The organism is Pedobacter ghigonis (genome assembly GCF_903166585.1).
Taxonomy (GTDB): domain Bacteria; phylum Bacteroidota; class Bacteroidia; order Sphingobacteriales; family Sphingobacteriaceae; genus Pedobacter; species Pedobacter ghigonis.
Window position 1 is genome coordinate 50,127 of sequence record NZ_CAESCM010000007.1, and the last position, 18,140, is coordinate 68,266.

Annotated in this window: 11 protein-coding genes; 4 read left to right on the forward strand and 7 right to left on the reverse strand. The window is 42.3% G+C overall.

What is annotated here, in order from left to right:
* Window positions 1–4: 4 nt before the first annotated feature.
* The 5 genes from HWV58_RS11800 to HWV58_RS11820 form a co-directional block, all read right to left on the reverse strand.
* A complete protein-coding gene (locus HWV58_RS11800) occupies window positions 5–1,834 on the reverse strand; it encodes a glycoside hydrolase family 2 protein (RefSeq protein WP_175634293.1) in 1,830 nt (609 codons plus the stop codon).
* 102 nt (window positions 1,835–1,936) lie between these two features.
* Window positions 1,937–3,655 (reverse strand): RagB/SusD family nutrient uptake outer membrane protein, encoded by a 1,719-nt coding sequence (locus tag HWV58_RS11805; RefSeq protein WP_175634294.1) that lies wholly within the window; start codon window positions 3,653–3,655, stop codon window positions 1,937–1,939.
* 67 nt (window positions 3,656–3,722) lie between these two features.
* Window positions 3,723–6,803 carry a SusC/RagA family TonB-linked outer membrane protein gene (locus HWV58_RS11810; RefSeq protein WP_175634295.1) on the reverse strand — a complete coding sequence of 1,027 codons (3,081 nt, stop codon included), beginning with the start codon at window positions 6,801–6,803 and terminating at the stop codon, window positions 3,723–3,725.
* Between the two features lie 36 nt (window positions 6,804–6,839).
* On the reverse strand, window positions 6,840–8,552 hold the full coding sequence (locus HWV58_RS11815; RefSeq protein WP_175634296.1) for a RagB/SusD family nutrient uptake outer membrane protein: 1,713 nt from the start codon (window positions 8,550–8,552) through the stop codon (window positions 6,840–6,842).
* Between the two features lie 4 nt (window positions 8,553–8,556).
* Window positions 8,557–11,697 carry a SusC/RagA family TonB-linked outer membrane protein gene (locus tag HWV58_RS11820; protein ID WP_175634297.1) on the reverse strand — a complete coding sequence of 1,047 codons (3,141 nt, stop codon included), beginning with the start codon at window positions 11,695–11,697 and terminating at the stop codon, window positions 8,557–8,559.
* Window positions 11,698–12,167: 470 nt separating this feature from the next.
* Here HWV58_RS11820 and HWV58_RS24285 point away from each other — a divergent pair, with 470 nt between their 5' ends.
* Window positions 12,168–13,187: a LacI family DNA-binding transcriptional regulator gene (locus HWV58_RS24285; RefSeq protein WP_262890327.1), complete on the forward strand. Its 1,020-nt coding sequence runs from the start codon at window positions 12,168–12,170 to the stop codon at window positions 13,185–13,187.
* A gap of 503 nt (window positions 13,188–13,690) precedes the next feature.
* Here the strand turns inward: HWV58_RS24285 and HWV58_RS11830 are convergent.
* Window positions 13,691–14,920 (reverse strand): MFS transporter, encoded by a 1,230-nt coding sequence (locus HWV58_RS11830; RefSeq protein WP_175634298.1) that lies wholly within the window; start codon window positions 14,918–14,920, stop codon window positions 13,691–13,693.
* A 170-nt stretch (window positions 14,921–15,090) separates the two neighbouring features.
* Here HWV58_RS11830 and HWV58_RS11835 point away from each other — a divergent pair, with 170 nt between their 5' ends.
* From HWV58_RS11835 to aqpZ, 3 genes are all read left to right on the forward strand, one after another.
* Window positions 15,091–15,534, forward strand: a complete 444-nt coding sequence (locus HWV58_RS11835) for a MarR family winged helix-turn-helix transcriptional regulator (RefSeq protein WP_175634299.1) — start codon at window positions 15,091–15,093, stop codon at window positions 15,532–15,534.
* 46 nt (window positions 15,535–15,580) lie between these two features.
* A complete protein-coding gene (locus HWV58_RS11840; protein ID WP_175634300.1) occupies window positions 15,581–16,417 on the forward strand; it encodes an MBL fold metallo-hydrolase in 837 nt (278 codons plus the stop codon).
* A 342-nt stretch (window positions 16,418–16,759) separates the two neighbouring features.
* A complete protein-coding gene (aqpZ, locus tag HWV58_RS11845; RefSeq protein WP_175634301.1) occupies window positions 16,760–17,467 on the forward strand; it encodes an aquaporin Z in 708 nt (235 codons plus the stop codon).
* Between the two features lie 132 nt (window positions 17,468–17,599).
* Here the strand turns inward: aqpZ and HWV58_RS11850 are convergent, their stop codons facing one another.
* Entirely contained in the window at window positions 17,600–18,115 is a 516-nt protein-coding gene (locus tag HWV58_RS11850; RefSeq protein WP_175634302.1) for a glutathione peroxidase, read from the reverse strand.
* Window positions 18,116–18,140: the final 25 nt, after the last annotated feature.

The window sequence follows — 18,140 nt, forward strand, 5'->3', positions numbered from 1 at the left end:
CTTTTTATTTGTATTTGACCTGCATTTGGCCGTAAAAATCTTTTAGTACATAAAAGGCTTTCTTCTTCTTACCGGTTTCACTAATTAAGCCTTTGCGGTTCCAGAAATTCTGGTAAATCGGGTGTTGTCTTCTGGGTGAGCGGAAGTCGGTTAAAATCCAGGGAGTCATGCCACGCAGTGCGCCAATTTTGCTCAACAGGGTAATCTGGTTTTTGTATAAAGCTTCCTGGTATTCTTCACTCCAGCGTGTATTTTCATCGGCGTGGAAACCACCTAAGGCATCGCCGCCAAACTCGGTAATCACCACCGGTTTTTTGTACTTGATATCGAAATTGTATTTGGTAATTTCGGAAGGATTGCCTCCCCAGTACCAGCCGGCGTACTCGTTAAAACTTACCAGGTCTATTTTTTCGCCAAGCGGATCGTTTAAAATAATGTTGTTTCCTTCGCGGTGTACCTCCAAAGCTGCAGCAACTAAACGCGTATCGTCTAAATTGCGGGCAGTTTCGGCCAGGTTGCTCATAAAGCTCAAACGGGCGCTACTCAGCGGTGTTTCATTCCCTATCGACCAAACAATTACACTGGCGCGGTTTTTATCGCGTACAATTAAATCGGTTAATTGTTGCTTGGCATTGGCATAAGTGGCAGGGTTAGTCCAGCTGATGGTCCAGTAAACCGGAACCTCGGCCCAAACCAATAAGCCCATCTCGTCAGCCAAACGAATCATTTCTTCGTTATGCGGATAATGTGCCAAACGCACATAGTTGCAATTCATATCTTTTGCCCACTGCAACATCATGCGCATATCGCCTTCCGAACGTAAACGGCCGGCCAGAAGTGGGTTTTCATCGTGCAGCGAAATCCCTCTCAAGAAAACAGATTTGCCGTTTAACAAAATGCTGTCGCCATCCGCCTGTATGGTTCTGAAACCAATTTTATCGTTAATATCTTCTTTATCGGTTTTAATGTTTACCGCGTAAACCTTAGGGGTTTCGGGCGACCAAAGGTTCAGGTTATTCCAGATAAACTCATCGGCAATTTTCCCTTCACCATCAGTTTTGTATTTCTTCTCTAACTTAAGCTCCGGAATAGACAATGTAACTTCCTGCCCTGAAGTCGCATCGGCAAGTTTCACCGTAAAATTTAACAGGTTATTATTGCCTTTAACAAGCTGCAATTTATAATCGCTGATAAAATGCTCCGGAAACTCGGCAAGGAAAACATCGCGGGTAATGCCCCCATAATTCCACCAGTCGGTATTTACGGTTGGGATTTCGTCTTGCTTGCGGATATTATCTACTTTAAGTACGATAGAATTTTCGCCCGCTTTTAAATTGCTGGTTACATCGAACTGAAAAGGTGTAAAACCACCTTTGTGCACGCCCAGCTTTTTACCGTTCAGGTACACATGCGCCTCGTAGTTAACCGCACCGAAATACACAAAATATCTTTTTCCTTTTTCGGGTTTTGCATCAAACTTTTTGCGTAACCAAACATTGCCCTCATAAAGCTCTAATTTTTCTGATTGCGAATTCCAGTCGCCAGGAACATTCATTTGTGGCGAATGGTCGAAATCATACTCAATCAATTCTGACTTATCTTTCTGCACTTTATCATCAAAATAGCCTCCGGTTCCGGTCTTAGACTGATCGAACGGTTCGTGACGGTAATCGTAGTAACCGTTTTCATAAGGATCTACAATATAGTTCCATTTACCATTCAGGCTCTGGATTTTACGCGCCTGAATATTCTGTATAGCGGTAACCTGACCGTAACTAACTGATGAAAGAAGCGAAAAGCAGATTAAAAATACGCTATAGGTTCTTTTTAGCATAACTTAAGTTTTTATTAATTAATTGATTGTTCCAAAACTAACAATTAATTAACGGACGGTGTTTCCACCGTCCGCCTAAATTTGAGCAAAATCTAGTTTTTTTTAATAACCGGGGTTCTGTCCCAGCTTTGGTGCCTTGTTTAATTCGTTTTGTGAAAGCGGATATAAGTAGTTTTTAGCCGTAAAAACCCTGTTTTCTACCGTAAATGGCGTGTAGGTAAAGGTGGTTGGTCCTACCTGGGTAATCCGCATTCCTGTAACAGCTTTGTTAAATGTGGTCTCGCCTTCTTTCCACCTCCGCACGTCGTAAAAACGTTGTTCTTCGAAACAAAGCTCTACCCTACGCTCGTTACGGATACGTTTACGCAACTCTTCTTTGGTTGGTGCCACATAACCGTTTGCAGCGGGATTGGTCGTTTGCAAAGCAGGCATAGCCACACCAGTTCTGCTTCTGATTGCATTTAAGCTTGTTAAAATCTGCGTTAATGCACCAGTACCCTGCGCCTCATTTAACGCTTCGGCATAATTCAATAGCACTTCTGCGTACCTGAAGAAAATCCACGGGCGACGTACTGTAGCGCTGTTTCCAGCCCATGATGCACTTTCGCTTAAATATTTACGCAGGTAATAACCGGTTTTGGTTGCATTTACATTTAAGCCCAAACCATCTTTACCACCTACAAAGGTTTCGACTGTTTTACTTTTAAAAGTTGAGCCATTGTACATAATGGCAAAATTTAAACGTGGATCGCGGTTGGTATAAGGCGCAGTTGCCGAATAGCCGGAAGCCGCATCGGTAATCATCCGGCCTGTGGTTTTCATTTCAAAGGCATCTACCAATTCCTGTGTCGGATTTGTACGGCCATTGGCAGCATCGTAGCTCACCGGCGCATTATTCTGTTCGATGGTATTGGTGTTTAAGGTTGCTGTTGCAAAAATGGTTTCGATATTGAAAGCACCATTGTTCCATAACCAGATATTTGGGTAAGAAGTATAAATACCATGTTTACCGGTATCTATAATCCGCTTTGCAGCATCGGCAGCAGCCTGCCATTTGGCTACATCGCCACCCGGATTGTACAAGGGACTAGCTGCATACAGCAGTAACCTGGCTTTAAGTGCCATTGCAGCGGTTTGGGTAGCCCTGCCGCGCAAAGGTGTATTCCATTCTGTTGGAGATAGCGGCAGGCGCGTAATGGCTTCTTCGCAATCGGCAGAAATCTGTTTCACACAATCGTCAAAAGAGTTTCGCGGTAAATCCAGATCGTCGGTTACCGTAAGTGTACGCGTTACGATGGCAAAACTGCCATAACGTTTAAGCAATTCGAACTGGAAAAATGCACGTAAAAAATAAGCCTGACCTTTTAAGCGGGCAATTTGTGGTGCCATTCCCTGGTTTGCCGCATTGTTTAACGGAAAAGTTTCGTCGGCCGGTACGATTACTGCCCCATCAATATTTTCGAGAAACATATTGGCCTTGCGAATACCCGAATACATGGCAAAATACACATCATCGAAAGTTTTAACCGGACTCCAGGTACCATTATTCAAAATGTTTACGGATGAGTTTAGGTTAGAGTTAACGGCCTCATCAGATGCCGAAGCCAGTAACGCTCCATCATCCAGATCGTAACGATCGGAAAGTGATGCATAAACATTGTTCAGGAAATTACGGGCATAATCGGGATTGGCCCACAACTGCGCCTGTGTAATGTCGTTACCACCACTAAATTCGCCATCCTGAAGAAACCCGCTTTTTTTACATCCCGCCACGCAGATTACCGCAAGGATCAGGATTGAATAAAATATATTTTTTTTCATCTCTTTTAGTTTTTAAAGGTGAGGCTTAACGGTATTTACATCCCGGTAAACTTCACGGTCTTATCGTTTAAAATTTCAAATTCACACCGAACGAATATATTTTCATGTATGGATAAGATGAATTGTAACCCGATTCAGGCAATTCAGGATCGATTGGCAGATCGCCCAGTTTATCGAAAGTTAGCAGGTTTAAACCACTTGCATAAAAACGCAGCTGCCTGATTTTTAACTTTTTGATAAATGAAGGCGAAAGCGAATAGCCGATCTCCACATTTTTTAACCTGATGTAATCGCCTGATCTGATCCAGAAATCGGAAGTAGCGGTATTGTTGCCACGATCGGTTAGCAGTAACCTCGGATAAGGAGCGCCCGGATTATCGGGTGTCCAGCGGTCTACACTGAACTGGTTTAAAAAGCCATTATTAGTATTACCCGCATTTACCAGTTGTTGTATGGTAATTGAACGGCCACTGGTACCCTGAAACAAGAAGTTTGCATCAAAATTGGCATAAGAAACTGAGGCACCAAAGCCAAAATAAGCTTTAGGTACGAAGTTGAAATCGGTTCTCACACGGTCGAGGTCGTTAATTACGCCATCACCATTCTGATCTACATATTTAATATCGCCGGGTTTCACATCTTTTGATAAAATCTGTTTGGCGGAAGCATCAATCTGTGCCTGGTTTTGGAAGATACCATCCGAAATGAGCATCATGCTTACATAACCTGCACCCGTGTTGGCAGTAGCCGCCGGAGAAATTACGCTCGAAATGGGGTGTCCCAATTGTTTCTGATAGTCGGGCAAGCCTGCTCCTTCGTTAATGGCCAGAATTTTACTCGTGTTGTAGGTAAAATTGCCGAACACATTCAGGTTTACGCCACCCAGTTTTTTATTGTAGTTTATGCCGGTTTCAAAACCTTTGTACGATGCCTCGCCTTCGTTAACATAAATTAGCGATTGCCCCAGCAAACTTGGTAATAGTGATGCCGTGGTTAAATCTTTCCGGTCTTCGTAAAAGTAATCGGCACTGATAGATAAAGCCTGTTTAAACAATTTGGCATCAAAACCTACACTGGTTTTATAGGCTTTCTCCCAGGTTAAGAAAGGGTTGGCCAAAGCCAGCTGACCCGAACCACTTACTCCGGCGAAACCTGTACCAAAGGTATAACCTGCAGCACTTCTGGTAAAGAAATCGTTATAAGCAAATCTTCTGGCCGATCCGATAGCATCGTTACCCACCAATCCGTAAGATCCCCTGATCTTTAAGAAATCGAGAAAACTTGTTGAGCTTTTCATAAAATCCTCGTCAGAAATGATCCATCCCGCCGATGCGGCCGGGAAAAACCCATACCGCGAATCCGGCGCAAAATTTTCTGAACCGGCGTAAGAAGCGGTTAAATCAATAAAATAGCGCTGGATATAATTGTATGATAAGCGGTTTGACCATCCTTCGCGGCGTACATCCAAACTGCCAAATGAGGCATAATTGGCCCTCGAAACACGGGTACTGAATTTAATATCGTGCTTTCCGAAGGTCCTGTTATAATCGAAACCTGCCCAAAATTCGCTTTTGCGTATGTTGCCCGAAAATGCATTGGGCTGATAATCTACCTTGGCAGGTGTGCCATAAGTAGTATAGGTTCCATCGGCTTTTAATTCAGAAGTGGCATACTGCTGGCTAAAACCCGAGCGGTATAATCCGGCGATATCATAAGCATAAAAAACTTCACCAGTTAAGCCTTTTAATATGCCATCCATTTTTTGGCGGGCACTTAAAGTAGCCATCATATTGCGCACCAGATCGGTACTGGCTCCCCTGGCCTCGAGCATGGCCTGAGGGTTATTTTGAGAAAATATAGAAGTTCCGCCATACGATCCGTTAGTATTAATAACCGGAAAAGCATTGGCTGGCGTTGAGTAAACCGTTGAAAAAAAGGTTGCTGTACCTGCATTCGGGAAAGTAAGGTTGGTAATCCGTCCGCCGATATCTAAAGCTACATCCAGGTTCTTGTTTACGTGTAAATCGATGTTGGTCCTTAAATTATAGCGGTTAAAATCGGTATTGGCATCGTAAGTATCGTTATGGCCACCTTTGTAAAAACCTCCCTGCTGGTAAGCACTTAATAAAGTATAATATTTAATAAAAGCATTACCACCGGTAACCGTAGCTACATAACGCTGGGTAGGCGCTACACGCTTAGTGAAATCGCGTACAAAGTTGTTGTTTGGATATTTAATGGGATCTGAGCCATCCTGATAAGCCTGTAAAGCTGCAGGACTGTAAACCGCTGCTCCGCCACTGTTAATGGAAGCTTCGTTGTATAAACTCGCATAATTGTAAGCATCTAAGGGCGCTGCAATTTGTAAAGGTGCCTGTAAGCCTGCCTGCGCATCGAAAGTAACGCTGGTAGAGGTTGCGCTGCCTCTTTTTGTTTTTACATAAATTACGCCATTGGCAGAGTACATACCGTACCAGGCCAGTGTTGCGGCATCTTTTAATACGCTTACACTTTCAATTTCGGCCAAATCCATCGATCTGAAATCGCGCTCAATACCATCTACCAGTACCAAAGGTTCCTGGTTGCTGTTGTAAGATGAGCGGCCACGGATTAAAAAGCTCGATACATCGTAACCAGGCTGTTGCGAACCACTTGGATAAATGGCCAATCCCGGTAGCCTGCCGGTAAATACATTGGTTAATGATGAAGATGGAATCTGAGGCAGATCATCGGTAGTAATGGTACTAATGGTGGCCGTAACCTCTCTTTTCTTCCTCACACCAAACGGAATGTACACATTGTCGTTATCGCCGGCATCGATAAGTGCTTTGGTTAAAACTATATCGCCCTTGCTTACCTCCGAAGCAGGTTTAAGCACCATCAGGTAACCTACGTACTTAAAAACAATTACATCGCTGGTAGAGGTAGAAAGGGTAAAACTTCCGTCGGTACCAGTAATAACCGATTTATTGGTTTTATCTTCCTGGATAGAGATAGCTACCCCGGCCATTGGCTTTTTATCCTGATCTACTACCCTCCCCGAAACCGTAAGCTGTTCATCAGGCGTTTGGCTGTAAACGTTTAGCACGCAGGCCCATAAAAAGAGCAGGCAGGCTATATATTTATATTTTGATCTTAATAATTTCATTTTCAATAATCTTTTAGCGTTACATTGATTAACTCACTATTCCCAACCTGGATTTTGTGTTAATACACCTTTGCTTTTATAAATTTCTGCCCTTGGAATCGGATATAGATTTTGTTTCTCAGTCCACGTTTTTTGGAAAGTCTGGCTCAGCACAAATGGGGTATAAGTGAAAGTTCCGTTGGCTTGTTTAACCACATCCATGCCTTTCATTGGAACGCCAATGGTGGTAGCACCAATTTTCCAGCGCATAATATCGTACCAGCGGTGATCTTCGAAAGCCAGTTCTATTGCACGCTCGTGTCTGATCACTGTACGCATTTCATCCTGGGTCATGTTGGCTTTTAGGCCGTAAAGATTATCGGCTCCGGGCAGTATTCCGCCACGTTTGCGGATGGCAATTAACTGTGCGTAAACCGAACCGTTGATATCGCCCGGGCCTTCCGCCTCATTTTGTGCTTCGGCATAGTTTAGCAACACTTCCGCATAACGGAAATAAATGTAGTTAAGCAAGGTTGTGCTACCACCAACGGTACGATAAACCTCTGGCCAGTATTTTTTGCAATAATAGCGCGTAGCGGTATAGGTAATGGTGGTGCTGTAATCGAGTGCACCTGCGGGTGATGACCACATTTGTATGGCCCTTCCCTGCCATGGGCGATCGTTGTAAATAATGTTGTCGTAAAAACGAGGCTCGCGGTTGGCGTAAGGTTTCTGCGGATCGTAACCTGAAGTTGGATCGGTAATCGCTTTTCCGTTGGCCATTTCGTACATATCTACATGGTTCTGTGTAGGGTTCATTTGTCCCTGGGCACCACCAGAGCCTGGCGACATTGAAAAATCCTGCATCATCTCTCCGGCCAAAGGTGTATTGCCTTTAATGCGGATCATGATATATTCTGATGAAGTAGGTACGTTTAAGATATCGCCATAAGTTAATTGTAAAGCATATGGTCCAAACTCACCGTTCATTAATCTTTGCGCAGCAGCGGCTGCAGCAGCCCATTTACTTTTATCGCCTGTTGGGTTATTTAGCGGACTTGCTGCATATAAAAGCACACGGGTTCTTAAAGCCTGTACTGCACCTTTTGTCGGGCGGCCATAATCTGCAGTAGTATAATCGGCATCATTGCCCAGTTTGTTTTCGGCAATAGCCAGATCTGCTAGGATGTATTTGGTTACGTCATCAAACGAGCTGCGCGGCAGGTTCAGTTCATCATTTACGGTATAAACTTTATCTACGATAGGCACGCCACCAAACCTTTTGGTTAACTCGAAATAAGACATAGCACGTAAAAAACGCATCTCGCCTTCTACCCTAACCGGTTGAAAAATCGGCACAGTTGCAGGTGGTGCAGGTGGCACATCGGCCAGGCGCGAAAGCATTTTGGTTTCGATGGCGATACCGGCATACATTCTTTTCCAGATATCGTAAATATCGTTTAACGAAGCTCCGTTACTGTGATCGTGGTACAAGCCACGGTTTAAAGTGGTTACGGTACCTTCCGAGTTACCCGAAACGGCTTCATCTGAGGCCTGGGCCACACAGCCGCGGTGATCGTTAAAGCGTACATATTTGTTGATTACATAATTATAAGCGTTATCGGCAAATCTGGCCGCCTGTGCCGGATCTGCAAAAATCTCATCCTCGCTCAAAGCCACACCAGGTGTTCTTTCCAGGTAGTCTTTTTTGCAGGAAACAGAAAACAGCGTTAATAAAAGAATAGCTGTATATATTTTGTAGTTTTTCATGATCTTAAAATTGAACGTTTAAACCAAAATTGTAAATCCTCGATGTTGGATAAAGCGCCTGTAAAGGGAAAGCCGTGTTAATGGTGTTTACATTCTCCGGATCGATGTAGAATTTATACTTGGTCCAGGTGTAAATATTCTGTCCCTGTAAGAAAACCCGCACATTGCTTAGTTTTAAAGTACTCATCCACGATTTTGGAAGGGTCCAGGCCAGTTCAATGTTCCTGATTTTTAAATAAGCCGAGTTTTGTAAGGTAAAATCGTTTAAGGCATAGTTTAATGATGCCGTACCGCGGGCATGCAGGGCCGGCCAGGTTGCAGTTGCTGCAGTTGCCGGTGTCCAGGCATCGAGCATGAACGGATACATCTGCTGACCATTGTTCTGCTCATTCAAGATCACATTCGAGCTTACATTCGCTACTCCCTGAAACAGGGCCGAAAGTGAAAATCCTTTGTAGCTAACCCGCGGACTAAAACTGTAAATGTATTGTGGTGTATTGGTGTACCCGATGGCATCCTGATCTAAATTGGTGATTACGCCATCGCCATCAAGGTCTTTAAACTTTAAGTCGCCCGGAATTGGGTTGTAACCCGATAATTTAGGTGAAGCTGCAATATCTGCCGCTGACTGAAAAAAGCCATCGGTTTTATATCCAAAAAACTGCCCGACACTTGTTCCTTTTCTGGCCAGCGAAAAAGGCATACCATCTGGTTCGTCGTTCTCCAGGATTTTGTTTTTATTGTAACTCAACTGCGCATTAAGGCCCAGGGTTACGCTACCTACAGCACGCTGATAATCGAGCTCAACTTCGTACCCCTTGTTGTACACAATACCTTTATTTAAGTTAGGGTAAGCGTGGCCGAATAATGCAGAACCACTTAGCGTTGGTGTTAAAATATCTTTACGGGTTTCGTCAAAAAGATCGACCGTTAATTTCAGGTTATCGCTCAGGAAGCGGGCTTCCATACCGATATTTCTTTTGGTACCGGTTTCCCAGGTTACTTTATCATTTCCTAAAGCAGTATCGCCAATATAAAGGGTTGGATAATTAACCAATGCCAGCGGATTACCAAACGGAGCGCCTGAATTGGCTGTATAAGTAGTTAAGAACAAGAAACGGTTATCCGAAATCCTGTCGTTACCTACCTGTCCGTAACTTCCCCTGATTTTTAAATAAGTGAGCACATTGTTCTTTTTCCAAAAAGGCTCGTTGGTAAGTGTCCAGCCAGCCGATACTGCAGGGAAGAAACCGTAACGCAAACCTTCTGCAAAGTTTTCCGATCCGTTGTACGAACCATTAAATTCGGCAAAATATCTTTCGCCATAATTATAGGTAACACGACCAACAATACCTTGCGATGCTCTTGGCGGTGCAGTAAAAGGCGATCCTCCGGTTGTACGGATAAGCTGACGGGTAGCCAGTAACAATCCGCCAACATTGTGCCTGCCAAAATCGCGGTTATAATCAAAACCGGTTTGCAGGTTCATATTGGTACTTCCACCGGTTACACCCCCATCCTGCACTGCTCCTAAAGGCTCATCACGGTTACGGGTATCGGTTGATAAAGTAGCCTGACCGGTTGCCGGATTGTAAACATAAGCCGCCCAGTTGGCGTTTCTTCTTTCGGTATTATTGTAGTAAGAATCGTATCCAAATACTGTTTTAAAGCCTAAACCTTTGGTAATAAAACCCAGTTTATAGTTAAGGTTAAAAGTACTTTCGATGGTGTTGTTATCATCGTTACGGGTTCCGAAACGGGTTAATACCGCAAACGGGTTCCAGATGTTGGTACCAATATTCGGGTTAGCGGTTATTCTGCCATCAGGGAGTGTTACCGGATAAGCATAAGCCGGCACCTGCAAAATACGTGAAATCATCCCTTCAATGGTATCATACGAGAAAGCTGAAGAAGATAATAATCCGGCTGGCTGATAACGGTTGGCAAAACGACCACCCAGTTTAATTCCTACCGTAAAATCTTTGTTCAGCGTTAAATCTACATTCGAACGGAAGTTATAACGGTTGTAATTGGGTACGGTATTGATGCCATAAGGCGAATCGAATTTCTTAAAAATACCATCCTGAAAGGCATAACCTGCAGAAACAAAATATTTTGCAATTTTTGTCCCGCCATTAATATTGATGTTATGCTGGGTTTGCGCGTAATATTTTTTGGTTAAATAATCGAACCACTGCACATCCGGATAACCGATCGGGTCTGAGCCGTCTTTAAACTTTTGCAACTCTGCATCTGAGAAAAAAGGTGCTTTACCATCGTTTACATACGACTGATTTAACAAGGAAGCATTTTCAAATGCGGGTAAACCAACGGCTAAACCAGTATAAGTTTGCAAAGCGAAATTACCGGTATAAGTTACTTTGGGTTTGCCGATTTTCCCCTGTTTGGTGGTAATAACGATAATACCATTCGCTCCCCTGATCCCGTAAATCGCTGTTGAAGCCGCATCTTTTAAAACTGTTACCGATTCTATCTCGCTGGCATCCACATCCGAAAAACTCGGGCGTTCTACACCATCTACCACAACAATTGCTGCGTTGTTCGATCCGTAAGTAGCTACTCCCCTAACCTTTAACTGGGCACCATCGGCACCAGGCTGACCACTGGTTTGTACCGCCAGTAAACCCGGCAAGCGACCAATCAGGGCATTGGTTGGACTTGGTGTAGGCGATTTCATTACCTCTTCGGCACCAATCTGTGCTACGGCACCTGTTAAAGTAGATTTTTTCTGCACGCCATAGCCCACAACAATCACCTCATCAAGTCCCTGCGTATCGTCTTCTAAAACTATGTTTAGTAACGTTTTGTTGTTTATGGCCACATCCTTAATGATGTAACCCACATAAGTAAAAGTTAAGGTAGCATTGGCAGCTGCCTTAATCGAAAATTTACCATCGTTATCGGTAACAGCACCCTGTGTAGTGCCTTTAACCCTAACGCTTACGCCGGGTAAGGTAACTCCTTTTGTATCTTTTACAGTACCATTTACTGTGCTTTGTGCAAATGCAGTAAACGATGCACCCATCAGTAACAGTAAGGTAAAAGTATATAGCACTTTAGTGCATTGGAAACGCTTTATTCCAATTGCAGTAAAAGTCCTTTTTAAATTGTAAAGTCTATCCATAATTATTATAAATATTAAATCTATTTGGTTAAAATTTAATGCATAGCAAGTCCCTGCCGGTTAAATTCGCATGCTTACAACCTGCATGGAAACAACCAGTTAATGCGTTATACTACCAACTTTAAATCAGGGCCGGTAGCCAGGAAATAACTTTTGTTTTGTTAAAATTATGCGTCTTGCGGATGGTACAATCTTATCTTCAAATCGTAACATTTTTGAGATAAATGAGCATGAACTTGTTCCGCTAAATTCGGGGCTTTGGTGCCTGCCCTTACCGTACAAAAATAAATGTGGGATGATTTCATCATATTTACTTGGTTAGTTTGTGTTAGTGGTAACGAATGTAGAAAAGGTAAAATGATAAAAGTCTTTTAAAATAGCCTAAAAGGCCATAAAATCAATTGAAACTCATTTCAAACGTTTGAAATAATTGCGTTTTTTTTCTTAACTATGCATTGAGATTGGAAAAGATGACGAACAATACCCCTGTTACCCTGAAGTTCCTGGCTGAAAAGTTAAAGATGTCAGTATCAACAGTATCAAAAGCCCTTAATAACTATCCTACAATAAATGAATACACTAAAAAACGTGTTCAGGAGATGGCTCGCGAATTACATTTTACACCCAATAAATCGGCCATTAATTTAAAGGAAAAAAAATCGCGCATTATTGGTATTATCTTACCCAATCTTTTAGACCACTTTTTTACCCGCAGTATTTATGGTGTAGAGCAATTTGCTACCCAGAACGGATACAATGTAATCATCAGCCAATCGCACGATGACCTTGAGAAGGAAATCCAATCGGCCAACATGTTACTGCGCAGCCGCGTTGACGGGCTTATTGTAGCCATTTCTAAACATACGCAGGATTTCGCCCACCTCGATCAGTTCGAAAACATGGGTATACCGGTGGTTTACTATACCCGCAACCCGAGTTTTAATTTAAGCTGTCATAAAGTTTTAGGTAACACCTTTCAGGGCTGCTATAAAGCCACTCAGTTTTTAATTAACCGTGGGCATAAAAAAATAGCTTATCTGGGCGGACCAAAAATGATCAATTTTACCCACGATCGTTTTAATGGCTATATTAATGCCCTGAAAGATAATGGCGTGCCTTTTTCGGCTGACTTGGTTGCCTATACCGATTTCGATAAGGAAAATACAATTTCGGCTATCCAGAACCTTTTTGCCAACCCACAAGATACACCTACTGCCCTGGTTGCATTCAAGGAACCCATTTTGTTCGATGCCATTAAATACCTGAGATCGATAAACCATCCCAATTTAGACAAGATTGAATGCATCGGTTTTGGCAATACTTCTTTTATCAGCTATTTAGATTCACCTCCAATTGCCTCAGTTGAAGAAAACCCCGAATCGGTTGGTGAAAATGCCATCAAACTTTTGCTTCAGCTCATCAACAAGGAAATTGATATGGAAAACTATCAGAAAGTTATGGTCGATTGCAAACTGATTGTGCATGATTAGGTGATTGATTTCCTGAGATCTATCTTATAATTTAACCATATAAGACATAAAAGGTCATAAAAGTATAAATGCGATAAGATGCCTGCACAAAACTTAATACCCTTAATACCTTAAAAGTCCGGGGTCAGAGCTCCGGAGTCGGAAGACTGCAAACCCATGCTCCCCCTTAAATGCCCTTAGGTGTCTAAGGTGGTGAAAAAGCCATCATAAAAACAACGGCTTAAATGTTCTTACATGCCTTATATGGTTAAAAGTCAGAGGTCCTGAGTCGGAAGACTGCACACCTACGCTCCTCGCCTTAAATGCCCTTACGTGTCTAAGGTGGTGAAAAAGCCATCATTAAAAAACAACAGCTTAAATGCGCTTATATACCTTACATGGTAAAAAGTCCGGAGTCAGAAGACTGCACGCCTATGCTCCCCTTAAATGTCCTTAGGTGTCTAAGAGGCTAAAAAGTCATCATTAAGAAGTTAAGACCATTAAGAAAGAACAACCTAAATGTTTTAACGTGCCTTATATGGTGAAAAATTAATTTGGTTTCTGTGCTTTTCATTATAAGAAAAAGCGGCGACAATAAGCAAGCCGGCTATCCCCTCAAAGGCTACCACCACCTGGGTTCCGAAGAGGTGTGCCAAATAGCCCATTAACAAACTCCCGATAGGCAATACACCTTGGTATGCCATAATGTAATAACTGAGCGTTCTGCCACGCATTAAATCATCGGCGTGGGTTTGCAAGTAAGTGTTTATAGATGAGGTTTGCGCCATTAAACCCAAAGCAGCTAAACCGGTACAAATTAAAGCCAGAATTAATGATGGCGAAATAGCCAGTGCCACTACCGATATGGCCAATAAAATCCCCGACATCATCACTATTTTTTGCAGATTTTGCCCTGCCCTTAAAGTAGCCATATAAATAGCACCAAAGAAAGCACCAAAGCCCGCTGCACTTTCAAACCAGCCAAAAGTGGTGGCGTTTCCATTAAAAATATCCTTTGCAAATACGGGTAACAAAGTGGTAAACGGAATAACCAACAAGCTCGATGCGGCCATCATTAAAACCATCGAAGCCAGATCAGGCGATGCTTTTAAATAATCGTAACCTTTTTTTAAGTCGATCCATATATTTTCTGCCGATTTTTTGTGCTCCGTTAATTTGAGCTTCATCATCACCATACATCCCAAAACGGCTATAAAACTCACAAAGTTGATCAGAAAACAGATGTCTTCGCCGAGCGTACTTAAAATTACCCCGGCCAAAGCTGGCCCAATTAACCTTGCTGCGTTAAACATCGAAGAGTTTAAAGCGATTGCATTTGGTAAATCTTCTTTATCATCAATTAAATTTACCATTAACGATTGGCGTGCCGTTACATCGAAAGCATTTACCAAACCCTGCACCAGCGAGAGTGCCGCAATCCAGAACATATCGTACACCTTAAACCAGATCATTAAGGCCAGGGCCCCTGCCTGGAGCATTAAAATCACCTGCGTGATGACCAGAATTTTATATTTATTATGCCTGTCTACATAGCTGCCCGCATAAGGTGCCAGTACCAATGAGGGAATCAGACTTAGAAAAGTAATCAACCCTAAAAGAAACGCCGAACCTGTTAAGCGGTAAACCAACCAGCTAATGGCTACACGCTGCATCCACGTTCCAATTAACGAAATAGCCTGTCCTGTAAAAAATAACCTGTAATTATAATGCCTTAGTGAACGAAAAATACTCATGTTTAAAATAGTAAAGTAACTTTACAAAAATAGAATTTTTCGACTAAAGTATAAAATCAAATCCGCCCCGTTTTATCACAGCAACATCATAAAACAAAGCTCTTTTCAAAAACAATGCATTCATGTATAAATTTTAAAGCTTATATTTGTAAAGTTTATTTACCATTAATATGCCAACGCAAACACAAGATATTGCTGCCCGTTTAAGAAGTACCGTTACCCGTTTAACCCGGCAGTTGCGCAAACAGAACGTAAGCTCTGAGTTTAGCAACGCCGAACTGCTTACCATGTCGCTACTGGAGCAGCATGGTAAAATGCTATCTACCGAGCTGGCCGATCTGGAAAGGGTATCTAAGCAAGCCATTTCGCAAATCATTAACCGCCTGCATGAGGCCAAATGCGTGGAGCGTTTTCCTAGTGAAGAAGATAAACGCAAGGTATTTATCGGATTAACCAAACTGGGCCAAAAGCACATCATCGCTACCCGTAAAATTAAAGAAGAATGGCTGGTGCAAACCATGGAAAAAATTTTCTCTTCAGAAGAGATTAACCTCATCCAGGCTTTCCTGCCCTTGCTTTCCCGATTGGTAGAGCATAACGGTAGCCGTGTATAGTTTTCTTTTTTCCTTCGGCAAATAAGCCGTATCTTGCAAGCCTCAAATGGCACTATATTTCACTTCCATCAATTCGGGCAGCAATGGTAATTGTTACTATATAGGTAACGATAACGAAGCTGTTTTGGTTGATGTAGGCCTCACCTGCAAGGAAGTTGAAAAACGAATGGCACGTTTAGGCCTGGCGGTAGACAAAATAAAAGCCATTTTTATTTCACACGAGCACAGCGATCACATCAAAGGCCTGACCGTTTTCGCTAAAAAACACAAACTTCCGGTATACATTAGTGCGCCAACGTTAAAAAGCAGCCGCCTCTTACTCGATGCAGGTAATACCTTTTCGTTAAGCCACCTGCAAACTATCCAGATAGGCGATTTAAGAATCGAAGCCTTTTCTAAATTCCACGATGCAGCAGATCCGTACAGCTTCACTATTGAATGCAACACGGTTAAAGTTGGGGTTTTTACCGATATTGGCGCGGTTTGCGATCGGCTGATTCACCACTTCAAAGATTGCCATGCCGCATTTCTGGAGGCCAATTACGATACACAGATGCTGCAAAACGGCAGGTACCCTTATTTTTTGAAACAAAGAATCATGGGCGGCCGTGGTCACTTAAGCAATACTCAGGCACTCGAGCTGTTTACAAACCATAAACCGGCGTATATGAGCCATTTATTGTTGAGCCATTTATCAAAAGACAACAACGATCCTGAACTGGTAGAAAATCTTTTTAAAAACGTAGCGGGCGATACTTTTGTTAAAGTGGCTTCGAGATACGAGGAAACAGAAGTGTATTATGTAAGCGCCGACCAAAACGCGGCACAAGCTTATGTTTTTCGCCCCGAACTTTACCAGCCCGACCAGTTAAACCTATTTTAACATCTTAAAGTCAAAAAAAACAAGGCGTTTTCTGCGTGCTAAGTCTTAGATACCTGTAATATAAACACATACCGTTTAAAAACAGGCAACGACATAATAAATCATGATTTAATTCATTTCTTCCATAAAACATTTAGGCCAAATTGGGGTTATATCTATACTTCATAAATAGTTTGTTTGGTTTATTAGGGGGCTTAAGGATTTAAGCCCCTTATTTTTTGCTATAAATCCAATTAAGCAAAAAAAGCCCAACAAAATTTTATTCCATATATGTTTATTTTTTTCTATATTCGAATACATTGTCGTCCCCAATATAATGTGTAAACCTTAAATAATAATTATATGGAGACAAGCAAAATCTCAAAATTCAGTGCCGAGTTTCTGGGCACATTAGTATTGGTTTTAATGGGTTGCGGCAGTGCAGTAATAGCAGGTGCCAATGGTACAACAGGCGTTGGTTTGTTGGGCATTTCATTTGCGTTCGGCCTTTCGGTGGTGGCTATGGCTTATGCTATTGGTCATATTTCCGGTTGCCACATTAATCCGGCCATATCCATAGGTATGGTTGTAACCGGTCGCATGAAAGCTTCAGAAGCAGCATATTACATTGTGGCCCAAATTCTGGGTGGCATTGCGGGTGCTTTTATCCTCATGCTTATTGCCTCTGGCAAACCCGAATATTCGCTATCGGCAAATGGCCTTGGCCAAAATGGTTTCGATGCCCTTTCGCCTCAGCACTATAGCTTACAGGCTGGCTTAATTGCCGAAGTGGTATTGACTTTTATCTTCTTACTGGTAATTTTTGGTTCTACCTCTACCAAAAACATCAATGGTGGTTTTGCCGGCTTAGCCATTGGCTTAAGTTTGGTGCTTATACACATTGTAGGCATACCAGTAACAGGGGTATCGGTAAATCCGGCGCGTAGTATCGGCCCGGCAATATTGGTTGGCGGACAAGCCCTAAGCCAGGTTTGGTTATTCATTGTAACACCAATTGCAGGAGCAGTTTTGAGCGGAATTGTTTGGAAAACCGTTCTTGAACGAAACTAATATAAATGAAAAAGGTAAAATGAAAGATGGAATAACGCCAAATTTCATTTTACCTTTTCTTTTGCGATCTTAATGTAAGGTTAAATCATTCCATCTCACATCATCCATCTTCCATCTTACCTCATCCCTCCTTTAAAGGTTCTTAGTAATCACCTCATCAGTAGGTTTTGTTTTAGAACGGAAACGGTGTACCAATTCTCCTTTTTCATTAATCAGAAATTTCTCAAAATTCCATTTAATGTCGCCTTGCTCCTCTGTATTGGTTTGCGAAGTCAGGTATTTAAACAATGGGCTAATATCATCGCCTTTTACGCTGCTTTTCTCGGCCAATAAAAATGAAACATTGTACTTGCCAGTGCAAAATTCTTTAATTTCGGCATTGGTCGAAAATTCCTGACCGCCAAAGTTTCCAGCCGGAAATCCGATTAATACCACCTTTTTACCGTACTGTTTCTGAAGTTTCTCGAGGTCTTCATACTGTGGGGTATATCCACATTTAGAAGCTGTATTTACGATCATTATTTTCTTGCCCTTAAACTTCGATAGTTTAATTTCCTTACCATCAATGGTTTTAAAGCTGAAATCGTAAACATTTTTTGGCGGGTTCGGCACCAAAAAGTTGAGTAGAATTAAAATTGTGCTTATCATCGTTTTTTATTTTATATACGAATAT